General features: G+C 66.6%; 11 protein-coding genes, 1 pseudogene and 1 riboswitch. Of the genes and pseudogenes, 5 read left to right on the top strand and 7 right to left on the bottom strand.

Translation table 11 applies throughout. The features are described 5' to 3' along the window. Positions 1 to 37 precede the first annotated feature (37 nt). The 6 genes from N5E02_RS09320 to ilvC form a co-directional block, all read right to left on the bottom strand. Positions 38 to 811, bottom strand: coding sequence for a class I SAM-dependent methyltransferase (locus N5E02_RS09320; RefSeq protein ID WP_053499067.1), 774 nt, complete (start codon positions 809 to 811; stop codon positions 38 to 40). Positions 812 to 821: 10 nt separating this feature from the next. Then, on the bottom strand, positions 822 to 2408 hold the full coding sequence (locus tag N5E02_RS09315) for a 2-isopropylmalate synthase (RefSeq protein WP_053499065.1): 1587 nt from the start codon (positions 2406 to 2408) through the stop codon (positions 822 to 824). Beyond that, a complete protein-coding gene (locus N5E02_RS09310; RefSeq protein WP_065196441.1) occupies positions 2405 to 3496 on the bottom strand; it encodes a threonine dehydratase in 1092 nt (363 codons plus the stop codon). Before N5E02_RS09310 ends, N5E02_RS09315 begins: the two co-directional genes overlap by 4 nt. Positions 3497 to 3592: 96 nt before the next feature. Then, positions 3593 to 3844: an ACT domain-containing protein gene (locus N5E02_RS09305; protein WP_005419108.1), complete on the bottom strand. Its 252-nt coding sequence runs from the start codon at positions 3842 to 3844 to the stop codon at positions 3593 to 3595. Next, positions 3828 to 5564: an acetolactate synthase 2 catalytic subunit gene (ilvG, locus tag N5E02_RS09300; protein ID WP_005419106.1), complete on the bottom strand. Its 1737-nt coding sequence runs from the start codon at positions 5562 to 5564 to the stop codon at positions 3828 to 3830. Before ilvG ends, N5E02_RS09305 begins: the two co-directional genes overlap by 17 nt. A 39-nt stretch (positions 5565 to 5603) precedes the next feature. Further along, the gene (gene ilvC / locus N5E02_RS09295; RefSeq protein WP_053499062.1) at positions 5604 to 6578 is read right to left on the bottom strand and encodes a ketol-acid reductoisomerase; all 975 of its coding nucleotides are present in this window, start codon (positions 6576 to 6578) and stop codon (positions 5604 to 5606) included. Positions 6579 to 7263: 685 nt separating this feature from the next. Here ilvC and ggt point away from each other — a divergent pair. After that, entirely contained in the window at positions 7264 to 8982 is a 1719-nt protein-coding gene (ggt, locus tag N5E02_RS09290; RefSeq protein ID WP_065178369.1) for a gamma-glutamyltransferase, read from the top strand. 558 nt (positions 8983 to 9540) lie between these two features. On the opposite strand, the gene N5E02_RS09285 is transcribed toward ggt, so the two are convergent. After that, positions 9541 to 11118, bottom strand: a complete 1578-nt coding sequence (locus tag N5E02_RS09285) for a BCCT family transporter (RefSeq protein WP_065178347.1) — start codon at positions 11116 to 11118, stop codon at positions 9541 to 9543. Between the two features lie 224 nt (positions 11119 to 11342). Continuing rightward, positions 11343 to 11443: riboswitch (TPP riboswitch) on the top strand. An 82-nt stretch (positions 11444 to 11525) separates the two neighbouring features. On the opposite strand from N5E02_RS09285, the gene thiC reads away from it, so the two are divergent. The 4 genes and pseudogenes from thiC to N5E02_RS09265 form a co-directional block, all read left to right on the top strand. Next, positions 11526 to 13370: a phosphomethylpyrimidine synthase ThiC gene (thiC, locus tag N5E02_RS09280; RefSeq protein ID WP_065185349.1), complete on the top strand. Its 1845-nt coding sequence runs from the start codon at positions 11526 to 11528 to the stop codon at positions 13368 to 13370. A 136-nt stretch (positions 13371 to 13506) separates the two neighbouring features. After that, entirely contained in the window at positions 13507 to 14178 is a 672-nt protein-coding gene (locus N5E02_RS09275) for an ion channel (RefSeq protein ID WP_050562719.1), read from the top strand. Between the two features lie 259 nt (positions 14179 to 14437). Then, positions 14438 to 16756: a winged helix-turn-helix domain-containing protein gene (locus N5E02_RS09270; RefSeq protein WP_065178349.1), complete on the top strand. Its 2319-nt coding sequence runs from the start codon at positions 14438 to 14440 to the stop codon at positions 16754 to 16756. A gap of 115 nt (positions 16757 to 16871) precedes the next feature. Beyond that, positions 16872 to 17246, top strand: a pseudogene (locus N5E02_RS09265) (AraC family transcriptional regulator); the annotation flags it as partial.

Here is a 17246-nt window from a genome sequence, read left to right as displayed (position 1 = left end):
GATAGCGAACATCAGTAAAGAAAGCGGAACGGTCAAGTCAGCGACGGCGGGCGAGCACACGCAGGCGCACGTAGTCGGCCAGCGCCTGGCCGGCGGCATTGCGTGGCAGGTCGGCCAGCAACGCGGTGGCAGCCTCGCGCACGGTGGCGCGGGCCTCGGCGGGCAGGTCATCCAGCAGCGGCGCGGCGAATACCCGCAGCCAGCCGGCCACGCCGGTCGGCAGTGGGGTCGGGCGCGGCGTGCATTCGATCAGTTGCACCTGGAAGCCATGCTGGCGCAGGCGGTCGGCATAGGCATCGGCGGTCGGGAAGTACCACTGGAAGGTGCTGGCGCCATGGCCGTGGGCCACGCGTGCGGCCTGTACCGCCGCGACGATCGTGGCCACGTTGCCATGGCCGCCGAACTCGGCGACGAAGCGGCCACCGGGGCGCAGCGCGCGACGCACGCCTTCCAGCACGCGGTCCGGGTTGCCCATCCAATGCAATGCGGCATTGCTGAAGACCGCATCGAACTCGCTGTCGAACGACAGCGCGTGGCCGTCCATCACCTGCGCGTCGACGCCACGTGCACGGGCGGCGATCACCAGTTCCGGCGACGCGTCCACGCCGTGGATGCACGCGCCGCTCAGGGCCAGCTCGGTGCTGAGCACGCCATCGCCACAGCCCAGGTCGAGGATGCGCTCACCGGCGCGCGGATCGAGCAGGCGCGCGACCGCGCCACCGAGCAACGGTACGAAGCCGGCATCGATCGCATAGTCCTGGGCGTTCCACTGCTGGCCAGCGGCTGCGGTAGGAGTGTCGAAGGCGCTCATCTCGGGTTCCTCAGGCGGTGGCAGGGGTGGGAACGTCGGTGCTGCTGTGGGCGGTGGCCTGGCGCTGGCGCAGCAGGCGGTTGGCCACATCCAGCCAGGCCAGCGCGGAGGCTTCGATGATGTCCTTGCTGGTGCCGGTGCCGTCGTACTCCACGCCGTCGTGGCGCACGCTCAGATTGGCTTCACCGCGCGCATCGGCGCCGATGCCGACGCTGTGCACCTGGTAGCTGTCCAGCATCAGCTGCACGCCGGTGGCAGCCGACAGCGCGCCGAACAGCGCATCGACCGGGCCGTCGCCCTGCGCGGTCTCGGCCACGCGGTTGCCGTCCGGGTCGGACAGTTCGACCAGTGCGTTGGCGCGGCTGCCGACATCGCTGATGGTCATCGAGGCCAGGCGGTAGCCCTGTGCGTTGGAACCGCCCTGCATCAGCGTCTGCAGATCGGCATCGGTGACCACGCGCTGCTGTTCGCACAGGCCCTTGAACTGCTCGAACACCAGCTTCAGTTCGTCTTCGTCCAGCCAGAAGCCCAGTGCACGCAGGCGTGCTTCGACGGCGGCGCGGCCACTGTGGCGACCCAGCACCATCTGCGAATCTTCCCAGCCCACGTCTTCCGGGCGCATGATTTCGTAGGTGCCGCGATGGCGCAGCATGCCGTGCTGGTGGATACCCGATTCGTGGGCGAAGGCATTGGCACCGACGATGGCCTTGTTGCGCTGTACCGGCATGCCGACCAGGCGCTGCAGCAGCTGCGAGGTGCCGACGATGCGCGGGGTGTTGATCGAACTGTCCTGTTCGTAGAAGGCCTGGCGCACCTTCAGCACCATCGCGATCTCTTCCAGCGAACAGTTGCCGGCGCGCTCGCCGATGCCGTTGACGGTGCACTCGACCTGGCGTGCACCGCCTTCGATGGCGGCCAGCGAGTTGGCCACGGCCAGGCCCAGGTCATTGTGGCAGTGCGCGCTGAAGATCACGTTGGCGGCATTCGGCACATCGGCGACGCCGGCGATGACCTGCTGGAACATCGCGCGGATCTCTTCCGGCGTGGTGAAGCCGACGGTGTCGGGCAGGTTGATGGTGGTGGCGCCGGCGGCAATGGCTACGCGCGAGACTTCGATCAGGTAGTCCAGCTCGGTGCGGGTGGCATCCTCGGCCGAGAACTCGACATCGTCGATGTAGGAGCGAGCCAGCGAGACGTGCTTGCGTACCGATTCCAGTACCTGCTCGCGGGTCATCCGCAGCTTGTGCTCGCGGTGCAGCGGGCTGGTGGACAGGAACACGTGCAGGCGCGGGTTGGCTGCGGCCTCCAGGGCACGTGCCGAGGTCTCGATGTCGGCCTGCAGGCAGCGCGACAGCACGGCCAGGCTCAGGCTCGGGCGGCGCAGTTCGCGGCCGATCAGCGCCATCGCCTCGCGGTCGGACTGCGAGCTGGCCGGGAAGCCGGTCTCGATGATGTCCACGCCCAGTTCGTCCAGCGCACGCGCCATCACCAGCTTCTGCGGCGGGCTCATGCTGCAGCCGGGGGACTGCTCGCCGTCACGCAGGGTGGTGTCGAAGATGCGGATGCGCGGGGTGGTAATTCGTTCGATGGTGGTCACAGGGAAATCTCCTCGACAGCGGGCGTTGCGGCTTGCAGGTGGGAAGGGGAAGGCATGGGGGAGGGCGGCGCGCTGGCCTTGGCGGGCGAGCGGGGTGTTTCGCTGCGCCGTCGCCGTGGCTTGCGTGGCGGGCGCGGTCGGACGTCGGTAAGCAGGCCGGCCAGCACGCCGGCATCGATGTTCCCGCCGGACACCACCGCGCACTTGCGGCGGCCCGCGACGCGGCGGCCAGCGGCCAGCGCCAGCGCGCCGGCACCCTCGGCAATGATGTGTTCTTCCAGTGCCAGCCGGACCAGGGTTTCGCGCAGTTCGGCTTCGCGCACGATCACCACATCGTCCAGCAGCGAGGTGCACAGGCGACGCGTCAGGAAGCCGGGGATCTTCACCCGCACGCCGTCGGCCAGCGAGGCGACGGGGGCGATCTCGCGCACGTCGCCGCGGATCGCGCGTGCCATCGAATCCACGCCTTCCACCTGCGCGCCGACCACGCGCACGCCCTGTGATTTCAGCGCCAGTGCAACGCCGGAGGCCAGGCCACCGCCGCCGATCGGCACGATCACCACGTCCGGCGCGTGCGCGGCCAGCTCGATGCCGACCGTGCCCTGGCCGGCGATCACGTCGGCATCGTCGAACGCGGACAGGAAGCGGTAGCCGTGGCGCTGCGCCAGTTCGACCGCGAAGGCGTAAGCCTCGTCATAGCTGTTGCCGTGCTGGCGCACCGTCGCGCCCCAGTGGGCGACGCCGGCGATCTTGGTGGCGGGTGCACCATGCGGCATCACAGTGATGGCCGGCACATCCAGGCGATAGGCCGCCCAGGCCACGCCCTGGGCGTGGTTGCCGGCCGAGGCGCAGATCACCGGCCGGGTGTCGCCGCGTTCGCGGCCGGCCAGCAGTGCATTCAATGCGCCGCGCACCTTGTAGGAACCGGTGCGCTGCAGGTTCTCCAGCTTCAGCCAGGTACCGAAGCGTTCGGCGTGGTGCAGCGGGGTGGGCGGCAGGAAGCGGCGCAGGCGGGCCTGCGCTGCCAGTACGTCGGCGACGCTTACGTCGCCGACATCGCTTTCCTGGCTGGCATCAGCGGCCGGCATGGGCCACCAGCGGGGTGCAGGCGACCGCCGCATGCGGGCACGGGCGGCGAAGAAGACGCCTCCGTACCGGCACCGTGGTCACTACGGTACGGGTGTTCATACGGATGCTCCTTCCACGGCGGTGACCTGCACGGACACGCAGTCGTAGATCTTCTCGATCTGCCGGCACAGCGTTTCCGCCGGGCGCTGGCCATCCACCACCAGTTGCAGGTGCCAGCGGCCATCGTCGGCGGCCACCGGCGCACCGCTGATCGCACGCGGCGCGAAGCCACGGCGCTCGGCCATGCCGATCACGCGCAACAGCGCGCCTTCGGCCGGGTGCAGCACCAGGTCAAGCCGGTAGTGCATTGGGGATCTCCTGGCGGGCATGGGCGGGGTTGCTTTCCAGCATCGTGCTGTTGGCGGTGTTCGGTGGCACCAGCGGCCATACGTTGGCGCGTGCATCGATGGCGACGTGCAGCAGTGCCGGGCCGGGTTCGGCCAGCAGCGCGGCCAGGCCACCCTCGACGTCATCCCGAGCGTCGATGCGGGTGGCGGAAATGCCGAACACCTGCGCCAGCGCCACGAAGTCCGGGTTGTCGGACAGGTCGATCTCGCTGTAGCGCTCGGCGAAGAACAGCTCCTGCCATTGCCGCACCATGCCCAGCGAACTGTTGTCCAGCAGCACGATCTTCACCGGCAGGCGGCAACGCGCGATGGTCGCCAGCTCCTGCACGTTCATCATGAAGCTGCCGTCGCCGGACACCAGCACCACGGTGCGATCGGGGCAGGCGAACTGCGCACCCATCGCGGCCGGCAGGCCGAAGCCCATGGTCCCCAGCGCGCCACTGGTCAGGTGGTTGCGCGGGTGGTTGAAGCGGCAGTGCTGCGCCACCCACATCTGGTGCTGGCCGACGTCGCAGGCGATCACCGCATCGGCCGGGGCCAGTTCGCTCAGGCGCTTCAGCAGCGCCGGGGCGTAGATGTGCTGGCCCGGTGCGTCGTAGCGCGCTGCGAAACGATCGCGATGCTGTGCACAGCGCTTGCGCCATGCGTCCTGGTGGGCCTTGGGGGAGGGGAAGGCCGCACGCAGGGCGCGGATGGCATGGCCGACATTGCCAGGCACAGCGACATCGGCGCTGCGCAGCTTGGAGATCTCATATGCGTCCGCATCGATGTGAACGACGCGGGCGAACGGTGCGAACTCCGCCAGCTTGCCGGTGGCACGGTCGTCGAAGCGTGCGCCCAGCACCAGCAGCAGGTCGCTTTCCTGCACCGCCATGTTGGCCGCGCGGGTCCCGTGCATGCCCAGCATGCCCAGCGACTGCGGATGGCTGGCTGGCAGTGCGCCCAGGCCGCGCAGCGTCATCACGGTGGGGATGGCACTGGCCTCGACGAAATCGCGCAGGTCCTGCACCGCATCACCCAGCGCGATGCCACCGCCGGCGTAGACCACCGGCTTCTCGGCCGCGGCCAGCGCGGCAATGGCTTCGGCAATGGCGGCCTCGGCCGGCGCCGGCGGTGGTTCGACGCTGCTGGGCGCATGGGCCGGCAGATGGCTGGCGTCGGCCAGCTGCACGTCCTTGGGCAGGTCGATCAGCACCGGGCCAGGGCGACCTTCGCGGGCGATCCGGAACGCATCGGCCACCACGCGCGGCAGGTCATCGACGCTGCGCACCAGCCAGCTGTGCTTGACGATCGGCATCGTCAGGCCGAACACATCCAGTTCCTGGAAGGCGTCGGTGCCCAGCAGCGGCGTGCCGACCTGGCCGGTGATGCAGACCATCGGTACCGAGTCCAGCATCGCATCGGCGATGCCGGTGACCAAGTTCGACGCGCCCGGCCCGGAGGTGGCCACGCAGACGCCCACCTGGTTGCTGGCGCGGGCGAAACCATTGGCGGCCAGGGCGGCACCCTGCTCGTGGCGCACCAGGATGTGCTTCAGCGACGAGTCCACCAGCGCGTCGTAGAACGGCATGATGGTGCCACCGGGATAGCCGAACAGCGTGCGGACGCCTTCGGCCTCCAGCGCCTGGGTCAGCCAGCGCGCGCCGTTGGGCGGCGCGCTGCGGTGTGTGGAAGAGTTCATGGGGGAACCTTGCAAAGCGGGTGGGGGAGGGCCGCGCGGTTACGCGGCCTGTCCTTGCAACCAGACCATCTTGGCGCGCAGTTCCTTGCCCACCTTTTCGATCGGGTGCTCCAGGTCGGCCTGCTTGAACCTGTTGTAGTTCGGCAGGCCCGCTTCGTACTCGGCCACCCAGTTCTTGGTGAAGGTGCCGTCCTGGATGTCCTTCAGTACTTCCTTCATGCGTGCCTTGGTGCCGGCGTCGATCACGCGCGGGCCGCTGACGTAGTCGCCGTACTGCGCGGTCTCGGAGATGAATTCCAGCATGCGCGAGATGCCGCCTTCGTAGAACAGGTCGACGATCAGCTTCAGCTCGTGCAGTACTTCGTAGTAGGCGATCTCCGGCTGGTAGCCAGCTTCCACCAGGGTCTCGAAACCGGCCTGCACCAGCGCCGACGCACCACCACACAGCACCGCCTGCTCGCCGAACAGATCGGTCTCGGTCTCTTCCTTGAAGGTGGTCTGGATCAGGTTGGCGCGGGCACCGCCGAGGCCGGCCGCATAGGCCTGGGCATGCTGCGCGGCCTTGCCGCTGACGTCCTGGTAGACCGCCCAGATGCACGGCACGCCACGGCCGATCTCGTACTCACGGCGCACCAGCGCACCCGGGCCCTTCGGCGCGACCAGCACCACGTCCAGATCGGCGCGCGGCTCGATCATGCCGTAGTGCACGTTCAGTCCGTGGGCGAACAGCAGGCACGCCCCCTGCTTCATGTTCGGCGCCAGCACATCGTTGTAGAGCTTCTTCTGCACCATGTCGGGGGTCAGCACGGCGACCAGATCGGCGTCCTTCACCGCATCGGCGGGCGCGACCACGGTGAATCCATCGGCCTGGGCCTTGGCTTCGGTCGGACCGCCCGGACGCAGGCCTACCACCACGTCGAAGCCGGATTCGCGCAGGTTCAGTGCGTGGGCGCGGCCCTGGCTGCCGTAGCCGATGACGGCGATCTTGGTCTGGGGCAGGTCGTTGGTGCTCATGGGGGAGGTTCCTTGCGGTGGGAAGAAAAAAGAACGGCCGGTCGTCGAGGTGACGTGCCGGCCGGTCAGGGGAAAGCGGTGGAGGGGGCGCCGCGCATCGCACAGGCACAGCCACCACGAGGCGTGGTGCTGCAGGTCCGGGTTGTGCGATGAGCGTTGGTCATGGTGGTTGCGTCTGAAACCAGGTTCTGAAATGAAAAAACCCGCACCGGGGCGGGTGCGGGTTTTTGAAGAGTTCCGGTGTGTCTGTTGCTTACACGCTGGCTCGTCCCGCACCTGTGGGTTGGGTAATAAGTACGAGCACAAGAATCGAACGCAGCGAGGCGGCGCCGATGGCGGCGGCTTCGATGTGGGTTCGCGGTGGCGTGTTGTGATGCAACATGCGATCGAGAGAAACACAGGCGTTTTGGCGGTGTCAACCCTCACGACAGTTTTTTTATCGGTTTCCAGTGAGTCCAGCGAAATCGCTTGCGCCGCAAGGATGGTTGCCACTGAAAGTGTTTCAGTGAACCCGAATTCACTCCTTTCAACACGCTTTTTGCGCGGATTCCGGGTCGCTGTTCGCCATGCTGGGGCGGACCCTGGTCGGCACCCCCGAAAGGCCATCGCCCATGACCTCTGCCCGATACCGCATGAAGGCCGCAGCGGCGAAGATCGCGGAACCACCTTCCACCGGAACCCGACCGTGTCCCGACGCCTTGCCCGCTCCCTGCTCGCCGCCGCCGTGCTGGCTGCCGTGCCTGCACTGTCCATCGCCGCCGACCGCATCACCGGCCACGCCTTCGCCACCCGTTCGGAGGTGATCGCCCCGCATGCGATGGCGGCTACCTCGCAGCCGCTGGCCACCCAGATCGCGCTGGACGTGATGAAGGGCGGCGGCTCGGCGGTCGACGCGGCGATCGCGGCCAATGCCGCGCTCGGCTTGATGGAGCCGACCGGCAACGGCATCGGTGGCGACCTGTTCGCCATCGTCTGGGACCCAAAGACGCAGAAGCTCTACGGCTACAACGGCTCGGGCCGCTCGCCGAAGTCGCTCACCCTGGCCGAGTTCCAGCGTCGTGGCCTGAAGGACATCCCGGCCACCGGCCCGTTGCCGGTGTCGGTGCCCGGTGCGGTCGACGGCTGGTTCGCCCTGCACGACCGTTTCGGTCGCAAGCCGATGGCCGATAACCTGGCGCCGGCCATCCGCTACGCCCGCGAGGGCCACCCGGTGGCCGAGGTGATCGCCTACTACTGGGACCGTTCGGTGCCCAAGCTGTCGCAGTACCCGGGCTTCAAGGAGCAGTTCACGATCAACGGCCACGCCCCGCGCAAGGGCGAGATGTGGAAGAACCCGAACCTGGCCAGCACCCTGCAGAAGATCGCCGACGGCGGGCGCGACGCCTTCTACAAGGGCGAGATCGCGCGCACCATCGGTGACTACTTCAAGGCCAACGGTGGCTACCTGAGCTACCAGGACATGGCCGACCACCACGGTGAATGGGTCGAGCCGGTCAGCAGCAACTACCGTGGCTACGATGTCTGGGAGCTGCCACCCAACAGCCAGGGCATCGCTGCGCTTCAGATCCTCAACGTGCTGGAAGGCTACGATTTCTCGAAGATCCCGTTCGGCTCACCCGAGCATGTGCACCTGTTCGTTGAGGCGAAGAAGCTGGCCTTCGCCGACCGTGCGCGCTTCTACGCCGACATGGCATTCCAGCCGGCGCCGGTGCAGAAGCTGATCTCCAAGGAGTACGCCGCGCAGCGCCGCGCGCTGATCTCGATGGACAAGGCCTTGAAGGAAGTGCAGCCGGGCACACCGAAGCAGCTGGAGGAAGGCGACACGATCTACATGACGGTGGCCGACGCCGACGGCATGATGGTCTCGTTGATCCAGTCCAATTACCGCGGCATGGGCAGCGGCATGGCGCCGCCGGGGTTGGGCTTCATCCTGCAGGACCGCGGCGAGATGTTCGTGCTGCAGAAGAACCATCCCAACGGATACGCACCGGGCAAGCGCCCCTTCCAGACGATCATTCCGGCGTTCATCACCAAGGGGGGCAAGCCGTATGCCAGCTTCGGCGTGATGGGCGGCGCGATGCAACCGCAGGGCCATGCGCAGATCGTGATGAACCTGGTGGACTTCGGTATGAACCTGCAGGAAGCCGGTGATGCGCCGCGCATCCAGCACGAAGGCTCGACTGAACCGACGGGTCAGGCCACGGCGATGACCGACGGTGGTGAAGTGAATCTGGAAACCGGCTTCCCGTACGAGACCGTGCGCGCGCTGATGCGCAAGGGGCATCGCATCGTGTTCGCCGACGGTCCGTACGGCGGGTACCAGGCGATCATGCGCGATCCCGAGACCGGGGTGTACTACGGGGCTTCGGAGAGCCGCAAGGACGGGCAGGCGGCGGGGTACTGAGGTTTCCCGGCCACCGGGCTGAGCCCCCTCGCGGCTGAGCGCTGGAGCAGGTCCATGCGCTGGGGCGTGCGGGTGGGAGTGTCGGGGGACGCCGTAAATACGTCCTTGTAGGCTTAGCCGCGCCATCCATGGCGCGGATACCCCCGCCACTCCCACCCGCACGCCCCCCGAAAATTTCCGTGCGCGTCAGCCACGGAAGAGAAGGAAGAAGATCAAGAGCAAAGGCAACAGCGACAGCCGCGCGCTGTGGGTTGGGGTCGGATCCGTTTTCCGAAGGAAAACGGATCCGACCCCTTCTTGTTTTCCGATACACCTGATCCACGCATGGCGTGGATCTACTGCCGTCACTGGGAGATCGTCGGAGGCGGGGAGGGGGCAGATGGCGGGACCGTCCACGGCATGGATGCCGTGGCCGAGCCTACAGGGACGTACTTGCGGCGTGTCCCGCCATCTGCCCCCTCCCCGCCAAGCAAGCAGAAGCCCAGAGCCGCCTTGGCTTCTGCACTTGCACTTGCACTTGCTTGAAAAAGCGGTACAGCCGCAGGCTGCAAAACACCCTCAATCCTGATCGTGCGCGCGTGCGGCCTCGGCCTGCGTCTCCTCCTGCGCCGCCATCTCGCGTGCAATCCACGCATCGATCATGTGCCGCTGGCGCTGCGCCTGCCGCCGCTCCCGGGTGTATTCCTGGTCCAGCACCCGGTACAGGGACACCATCACAAGAAGCATCAGCAGCGCGAACGGCAGCGCAGCGATGGTGATCATGCCCTGCAGCGCCTCCAGTCCCCCTGCCAACAGCAAGGAACCCGCCACGAGCGCAATGCCGACACCCCACGCCACTTTGTGCTTGCGCAATGGCTCGCCCGCGTCGTCCGTGGACATGCTGGCCAGCACAAGTACCGCAGAATCAGCCGAGGTCACGAAGAAGATCATCAGTAGCACCAGCGCAATGCACGACAGCAGCAACGGCAGCGGCATGCTGTCGAACATGGTGAACAGCACCGTTTCATAGCCGTTGCCCAGTGCCTGCAGCAGGTCGGCCTGGCCGAAGATCTGCATCCAGATCGCGGTGCCACCGAACACCGAGAACCAGAAGAAGCCCAGCAGCGTCGGTGCCAGCACCACGCCGATCACGAACTCGCGCACGCTGCGCCCGCGCGAGATGCGCGCGATGAACGAACCCACGAACGGTGCCCAGGAGATCCACCAAGCCCAGTAGAAGATCGTCCAGTCCGCGACCCAGGTGCTGGACGAGAACGGTGACATGCGCAGGCTCATCGTCACCAGCTGATTGAGATAGGAGCCCAACGTCGTCGTGAAGGTGTTGAAGATCGCGCCAGTCGGGCCGAGTACCAGCACCAGCGCGAGCAGCAGTGCAGCCAATGCAAGGTTGAAGTTGGACAGCCATTTCATGCCGCGGCCGACGCCGCTGAGCGTGGACGCCATGTACAGTACGAAAGCCACTGCGATGATGGTCAGCTGCAGCGGCACGCCCGCCTGCACGCCGAACACGCGTTCCACGCCGGCCGCGATCTGTATCGTGCCGAAGCCCAGTGCTGTAGCCACGCCAACCGCGGTGGCGACGACCGCGGAGATGTTGACCATATGCCCGATCCAGCCACGATGGTGACGGCCGATGATCGGTTGCAACATATCGCTGATCTGGCCACGGCCGTTGCGGTTGAACTGGAACCAGGCCATTGCCAGGCCGATCAGCGCATAGATGGCCCACGGGTGCAGGCCCCAATGGAAGAACACATAGCGCATGGCAGCACGCGCGGCGTCCATGCTCTCTGGCGCCAATCCTTCGGGCGGCTTGCTGAAATGCGAGATCGGCTCGGCTGCGCCCCAGAAAACCAGGCCGATGCCCATGCCGGCGGCGAACAGCATCGACATCCAGCTGGCCCGCGAGAACTCCGGCTCGGCGTCTTCGCCGCCGATGCGCAGGTTGCCGAAGCGACCGAAGGCCAGGTACATCAGGAACACCAGGGCCAGGAACACCACCAGCAGGTACAGCCAGCCGATACCGCGGATGAGTTCGCCGAGGATGCTCTGCACCACGGTATTGAAGGGGCCGGGTGCAATACCGGCAAGCAGCACCAGCATCAGAACCAGTGCGATGGAAACACGAAACACCATGAAGGAGCTTCTCCGATCAAGGGATTGAGGGGAGCGAGCAGAGCTTGCAGCGAAGGGCCGGCGGCATGCGGCGCGAACCGGGCAGGGGCCGCGTCGGCGGCGAAGGAAGCATCGGTCGCGGGAGCGCGACGGACGTGCACGTTACTGAACGCGACGTCATGGTTCTGTTAACGAATAGCGATTGGGGTCAGATCCGGAGGCGGGCGGTCTATGCTCTAATGCACACCAAGAAGCGGGGGTACCGGGCCATGTGGCCACGGTTGAGACAGTCCCTTGGAACCTGATCCGGCTCATACCGGCGTAGGGAAGCTTTGCAATGCAGCCGTGCCCGGACTCCGCCCAAGGACCGTCCGTGCGCGGGTGCCGTGCGCCGCCGCTTCGTCCCTGACCTTCCTGGACGATGCCCGATGAACGCACAGCTCTCCGCCCTGCAGCAACAGGCCCAGCAACTCTCCGAATCCGTGACCCGGCCCATTCCCGGCTCGCGCAAGATCCACGTGCCCGGTTCGCGCCCGGATCTGCAGGTGCCGATGCGGGAGATCGCGTTGACCCGCACCCCGACGCTGTTCGGCGGCGAAGAGAATGCACCGGTCACGGTCTACGACACGTCCGGCCCCTACACCGATCCGGACGCGCGTATCGATCTGTCCGCCGGGCTGCCGGCACTGCGTCGCGGCTGGGTGGAGGAACGTGGCGATACCGAGCAGCTCGAAGGCCTGAGTTCGTCGTTCGGGCGTGATCGCGAGCACGACCCGAAGCTTGATGCCGTGCGCTTCCCCGCGCGCAGCCTGCCGCGTCGTGCACGGGCAGGCGCGAACGTCACCCAGATGCACTACGCGCGCCGCGGCATCATCACCCCGGAAATGGAATTCGTTGCCATCCGCGAGAACCAGCGGCTGGAAGCGATCCGCGATGCGGGCCTGCTGCAGCAGCATCCGGGCGAGGCGTTCGGCGCTTCGATCCAGAAGATCATCACCCCGGAGTTCGTGCGGGATGAAATCGCGCGCGGCCGCGCGGTGCTGCCCAACAACATCAACCATCCGGAAAGCGAGCCGATGATCATCGGCCGCAACTTCCTGACCAAGATCAATGCCAACATCGGCAACAGCGCCGTTTCCTCGGGAATCGCCGAGGAGGTAGAGAAACTGGTGTGGGCGATCCGCTGGGGCGGTGACACCGTGATGGACCTGTCCACCGGCAAGCACATCCATGAAACCCGCGAGTGGATCATCCGCAACTCGCCGGTGGCGATCGGTACGGTGCCGATCTACCAGGCGCTGGAGAAGGTCGACGGCCGCGCCGAAGCACTGACCTGGGAGATCTTCCGCGACACACTGATCGAGCAGGCCGAGCAGGGCGTGGACTACTTCACCATCCACGCCGGCGTGCTGCTGCGCTACGTGCCACTCACCGCCAAGCGGGTGACCGGCATCGTCAGCCGCGGGGGCTCGATCATGGCCAAGTGGTGCCTGGCGCACCACAAGGAGAATTTCCTGTACACGCATTTCGAAGAGATCTGCGAAATCATGAAGGCCTATGACGTGACCTTCTCGCTGGGTGACGGCCTGCGCCCGGGCTGCATCGCCGATGCCAATGACGCCGCGCAGTTCGGTGAGCTGGAAACGCTGGGCGAGCTGACGAAGACTGCCTGGAAGCATGATGTGCAGACCATGATCGAGGGCCCCGGCCACGTGCCGATGCAGCTGATCAAGGAGAACATGGACAAGCAACTGCGTGAGTGCGGCGAGGCGCCGTTCTATACGCTGGGGCCGTTGACCACCGATATCGCACCGGGCTACGACCACATCACCAGCGCGATCGGCGCGGCGATGATCGGATGGTTCGGCACGGCCATGCTCTGTTACGTGACGCCGAAGGAGCATCTCGGCCTGCCCAATCGCCAGGACGTGCGCGACGGCATCATGGCCTATCGCATTGCCGCGCATGCAGCCGACCTGGCCAAGGGCCATCCGGGGGCGCAGGTTCGCGACAACGCATTGAGCAAGGCGCGCTTCGAGTTCCGCTGGGAAGACCAGTTCCACCTTGGCCTGGATCCGGAGAAGGCCAAGGAGTTCCATGACGAGACGCTGCCGAAGGATGCGCACAAGCTGGCCCACTTCTGCTCGATGTGCGGCCCGCACTTCTGTTCGATGAAGATCACCCAGGATGTGCGTGACTACGCCGAAGCCGGCATGAAGGAGAAGTCGGAGGAGTTCCGCGCGGCTGGCGCAGAGGTCTACCACCAGGGATGACGAGCAGCCGGGTGCCGGCCGCTGGCCGGCGGCCGGTTGTGCAGGGGCCGGGAGGAGTGCTGGCCAGCGGCCGGCACCACCGCTCATCACGCCGCTCCCCGCTATGCTCCGCGCATCACCCTGGGGGAAGGACACCATGCCCGTTGCCATGACCACCCGTTGGCTGGCCATTGCCCGCCGTCATCCTTCGGCCTGGCTGCTGGGTGCCCAGTTGATCGCGGTGCTGCTGTACCCCGCGCTGGATGACACCGCTGCCGGCCGCGCGGCGCTGGGCATGTTCGGCATGGCGGTACTGGGCCTGGCGCTGTGGGTGGTCCAGCGCAGCCCACTGGGCACCTGGCTGGCACTGCTGCTGGCCATCCCGTCGGTGGTGTTCTCGCTGGCTGGCGCATTGCTCGACCGCAGCGCACTGCTGACCACCGCACAGTTGCTGGAGAGCCTGCTGTACTTCTATACGGCCGGCGCCCTGATTGCCTACATGCTCCAGGACCACAAGGTCACCCGCGACGAACTGTTCGCCGCAGGCGCGACATTCACCTTGCTTGCATGGGCATTTGCGTTCGCATTCGCGGTATGCCAGCAGTGGTACCCGGGCAGCTTCCAGGGCACCGGCGGAGGCTCGCAGCGCAGTTGGATGGAGCTGCTTTATCTCAGCTTCAGCTTGCTGTCTGGCGTCGGCTTGAGTGACGTTGTGCCGTTGCATCCACAGGCACGCGCACTGGTCATGCTGGAGCAGTTTTCCGGCGTGATGTACGTGGCTTTGGTGGTTTCGCGGCTGGTCGGATTGACCATGTTGCGGCGCATGTGAAAATGAACGCCAGATAAAAATTTCGCGCCCGAAAGGGCGCGAATGATGTCGCAAATTATGTGAATGCGTCGGCGAGAGAGAGCCTGATGTCGACCACGCGATAGGCGAGGTAACTTGCATAGGCTAGTATTCGCGCGCTCGATTGTTTTTGCGGTATGCGCCGATGCTTTGTGCGGAGTCTGGCTTTTCGCTGTTCCCAGGACGGGGCGGTATCGAAGGCAAACACTGCCCGGGACCTGTCTCTACTGTGTAGCAGAAAATGAACAGCAGCGAAATCCAGTTCCCGGTATCCGATCGGATCCGGATAGGAGAGTGCACCGTCACTCTGTCCTCGCGCGAAGTCGAGGTCGTCGGCGCGCGTCGCCCGCGCCGGCTGACGCCGAAGGCGCTGGGCGTGCTGCGCGTGCTGCTGCGGCAGCCGGGTCGCGTTGTCACCCGCGACGAGTTGTTCGCCGAGGTATGGCCGGACACGCTGCCGACCAACGATGTGCTGACCCAGGCCGTCACCCAGCTGCGCAAGGCGTTCAGCAACGACGACGACAACGGCCAGGCCTACATCGAAACCATCGCCAAGACAGGCTATCGGCTTCTGGTCCCGGTGCAGGTGCTGGACGATGCCGAGCCCGTGGCCGCAGGCGTCCCCGACGACGAAGGCATGGCCGCGCAGCCGGTGACCACTGCTGCGTTGCCTGCGCATCCACAGGCAGCGCGCCGCCGCTGGCGCCATATCCGTCGGCGCGTGCTGCTGGTGCTGGGCGTGTTGATGCTGGCCACGCTGCTGGTGTTGACCACGCTGCTGCTGCGTCGTGCACCGGCCGGCAGCTCGCCGGTGGAGGCTGCCGTGGAGAACGGTACGCGGGTGATCGGCAGCCCGCAGCGACCGTATCGGTTGATCACCGCAACCAGCGGCTTCGAAACCTATCCCACGCTGTCACCGGACGGTTCGCTGGTGGCCTATGAGGGCGCCAACGAGGATGGCAACGGCGGTGGCGCGATCAAGCTGCAGACCTCCGGCAACGCACCGGCGCGCCAGTTGCTGGCGCCACCGGCCGGTGCCGTCGATCGCTTCCCGAACTGGTCGCCGGATGGTCGCGAAATCGCCTTCGCGCGGTTCTCCGCCGACGGCGGCTGCCAGGTACTGATCGCCAGCGCCACCGGTGGCGCACTGCGCCAGGCCACACGCTGCGATGGCACGGAGCTGCTCAGTTTCGACTGGACGCCAGATGGGCGTGGCCTGGTGTTCGGCAGCATGGTCGGTCGCTACGCGCACCGTGGCATCCGCGTGCTGGACCTGGCCAGTGGCCAGTGGCGCGCGCTGGCCTACAGCGTCGACCAGGATGACTTCGACTACGCACCGCGTTATTCGCCTGATGGGCAATGGCTGGTGTTCGTGCGCAACCCGCAGCTGGGTGATCTGTGGCGGGTGCCAGCCGCAGGCGGTACGCCCGAGCAGTTGACCGATGAAGCGGCAGAGCTGCGCGGCTGGGCCTGGCTGGACGATGGCCGCACCATCGTCTTCGGTCGCCGTGTCGATAGCGAGGCGCGGCTCTATTACCTGGACGTCGAGCGGCACACGTTGCGCGATGCCGGCCTGGATGATGCGCAGTGGCCAGCGGTGTCGCGACGCGGTGGCATGCTGGCGTTCGTCCACCGGCGCGCGCAGTTCGGCGTGTTCAAGGTGCCGATGCAGGGCAGCGGCTCGCCCGAGCGACTGTTCGCCTCCAGTGGCCGCGATGGGCAGCCGATGGCAGCGCCTGATGGCCGCCAGCTGGTCTTCACCTCCGATCGTTCCGGCAGCTTCGCCCTGTGGTGGGCGGACATGCAGCGACCGGATTCGCTGCGTCCCATCGAAGGGCTGCGGCCGGAAGCGCGGCAGGCGCCTGACTGGTCGGCCGACAGCCGGCAGTTGCTGGTGGTTGGCCGCGATGCGCATGGGCGCACGGTGCTCTATGAAATCGCGCCACGCGATGAACGCCTGCAACCCTTGCCGGTTCCGGCCGAACAGCCGTTGCAGGCACTGTATGGCGCCTCGCCGCAGCAGCTGTTTGTGGTCGAGCGCGATGCCGACCAGCGCACGCGGTTGAGCCTGTTCGATCGCAGCGTCCAGCCCTGGCGCCGATTGGCCAGCATCGATGGGGTGTCGCAGGCGCGCTTTGACCGGAGCAGTGGCCGCGTGTTGTTCACCCGCTTGGCCGCCGGTGGCCTGTGGTCGGCGGATGCCGCGTTGTCCCCGGCCAGCGTGCAGCAGATCAGCGATGACCGGCCCAGCCGCTGGCGATACCGGGCCTGGACCGTGACCGGCAACAGCGGCATCGGCTACCTCGGTACCTCGACCACGTGTGGCACCACCTTCGTGCGCATCCAGCCCGGCCGCGAGGAGCCGGAACGTTGCCTGGACGCAGAACGGCTCAGCGCCGGCAACGGGCTCAGTGCCAGCGCCGACGGAAAGGACCTGTTCGTGGCGATGGCGGTCAGCGATGGCGCTGACATCGGCGTGATGCGGTTGCCCGAACGCCCGCCTGCACTGTTCCCCGCATTCTCCAAGTTGTTGTTGTTCAAGGGAAATGGGCCTTCGTAATTTCTTCGTCGGGATCTCGTCGCGAATTCGTGGCGATCTCGTCGGACCTTCCTGACGCAGTGCCGCCTGATTTGGCAAAACGGAGTCCTGTACTAGGCAAATCCGTGGTGCCCCCATGCGTCAACTCTCGCTGGCCGATCGCGGCCAAACTGTTTCCCTGGACCGGTCGCTCGACGACGTCGCACCGACCTGCCTGGGCGTGGCCCGGCTGGGCAGCCTGCAGACCGCCGGTTCCAGCTTCACTGTCTGGATGCAGGTGCGTGGCAGCTCGTGGGTCGAGGCCAAGGAAGGGCGCTTCCGCCTGCGCCAGGGCGAGTGGATCGCGTTCGAGAAGGAATCGCGGCCGCTGGTGCAGGCCGGTCGCAACGGGTTGTGCGTTGGCCTGAACCTGAACATCGAAGCGCTTCGCGTGCTGACCGAGATGGCCGACTGCGGCCTGTATGCAGGTCGTGGCCGGATGAACCGCACTGATGCGCGCGTGGCGCTGCGC

The organism is Stenotrophomonas sp. GD03777 (assembly GCF_029842485.1).
GTDB classification, from domain to species: Bacteria; Pseudomonadota; Gammaproteobacteria; order Xanthomonadales; family Xanthomonadaceae; genus Stenotrophomonas; species Stenotrophomonas sepilia.
The sequence above is the reverse complement of the archived record's forward strand: the minus strand, read 5'-3'. Positions and strand labels throughout refer to the sequence as shown.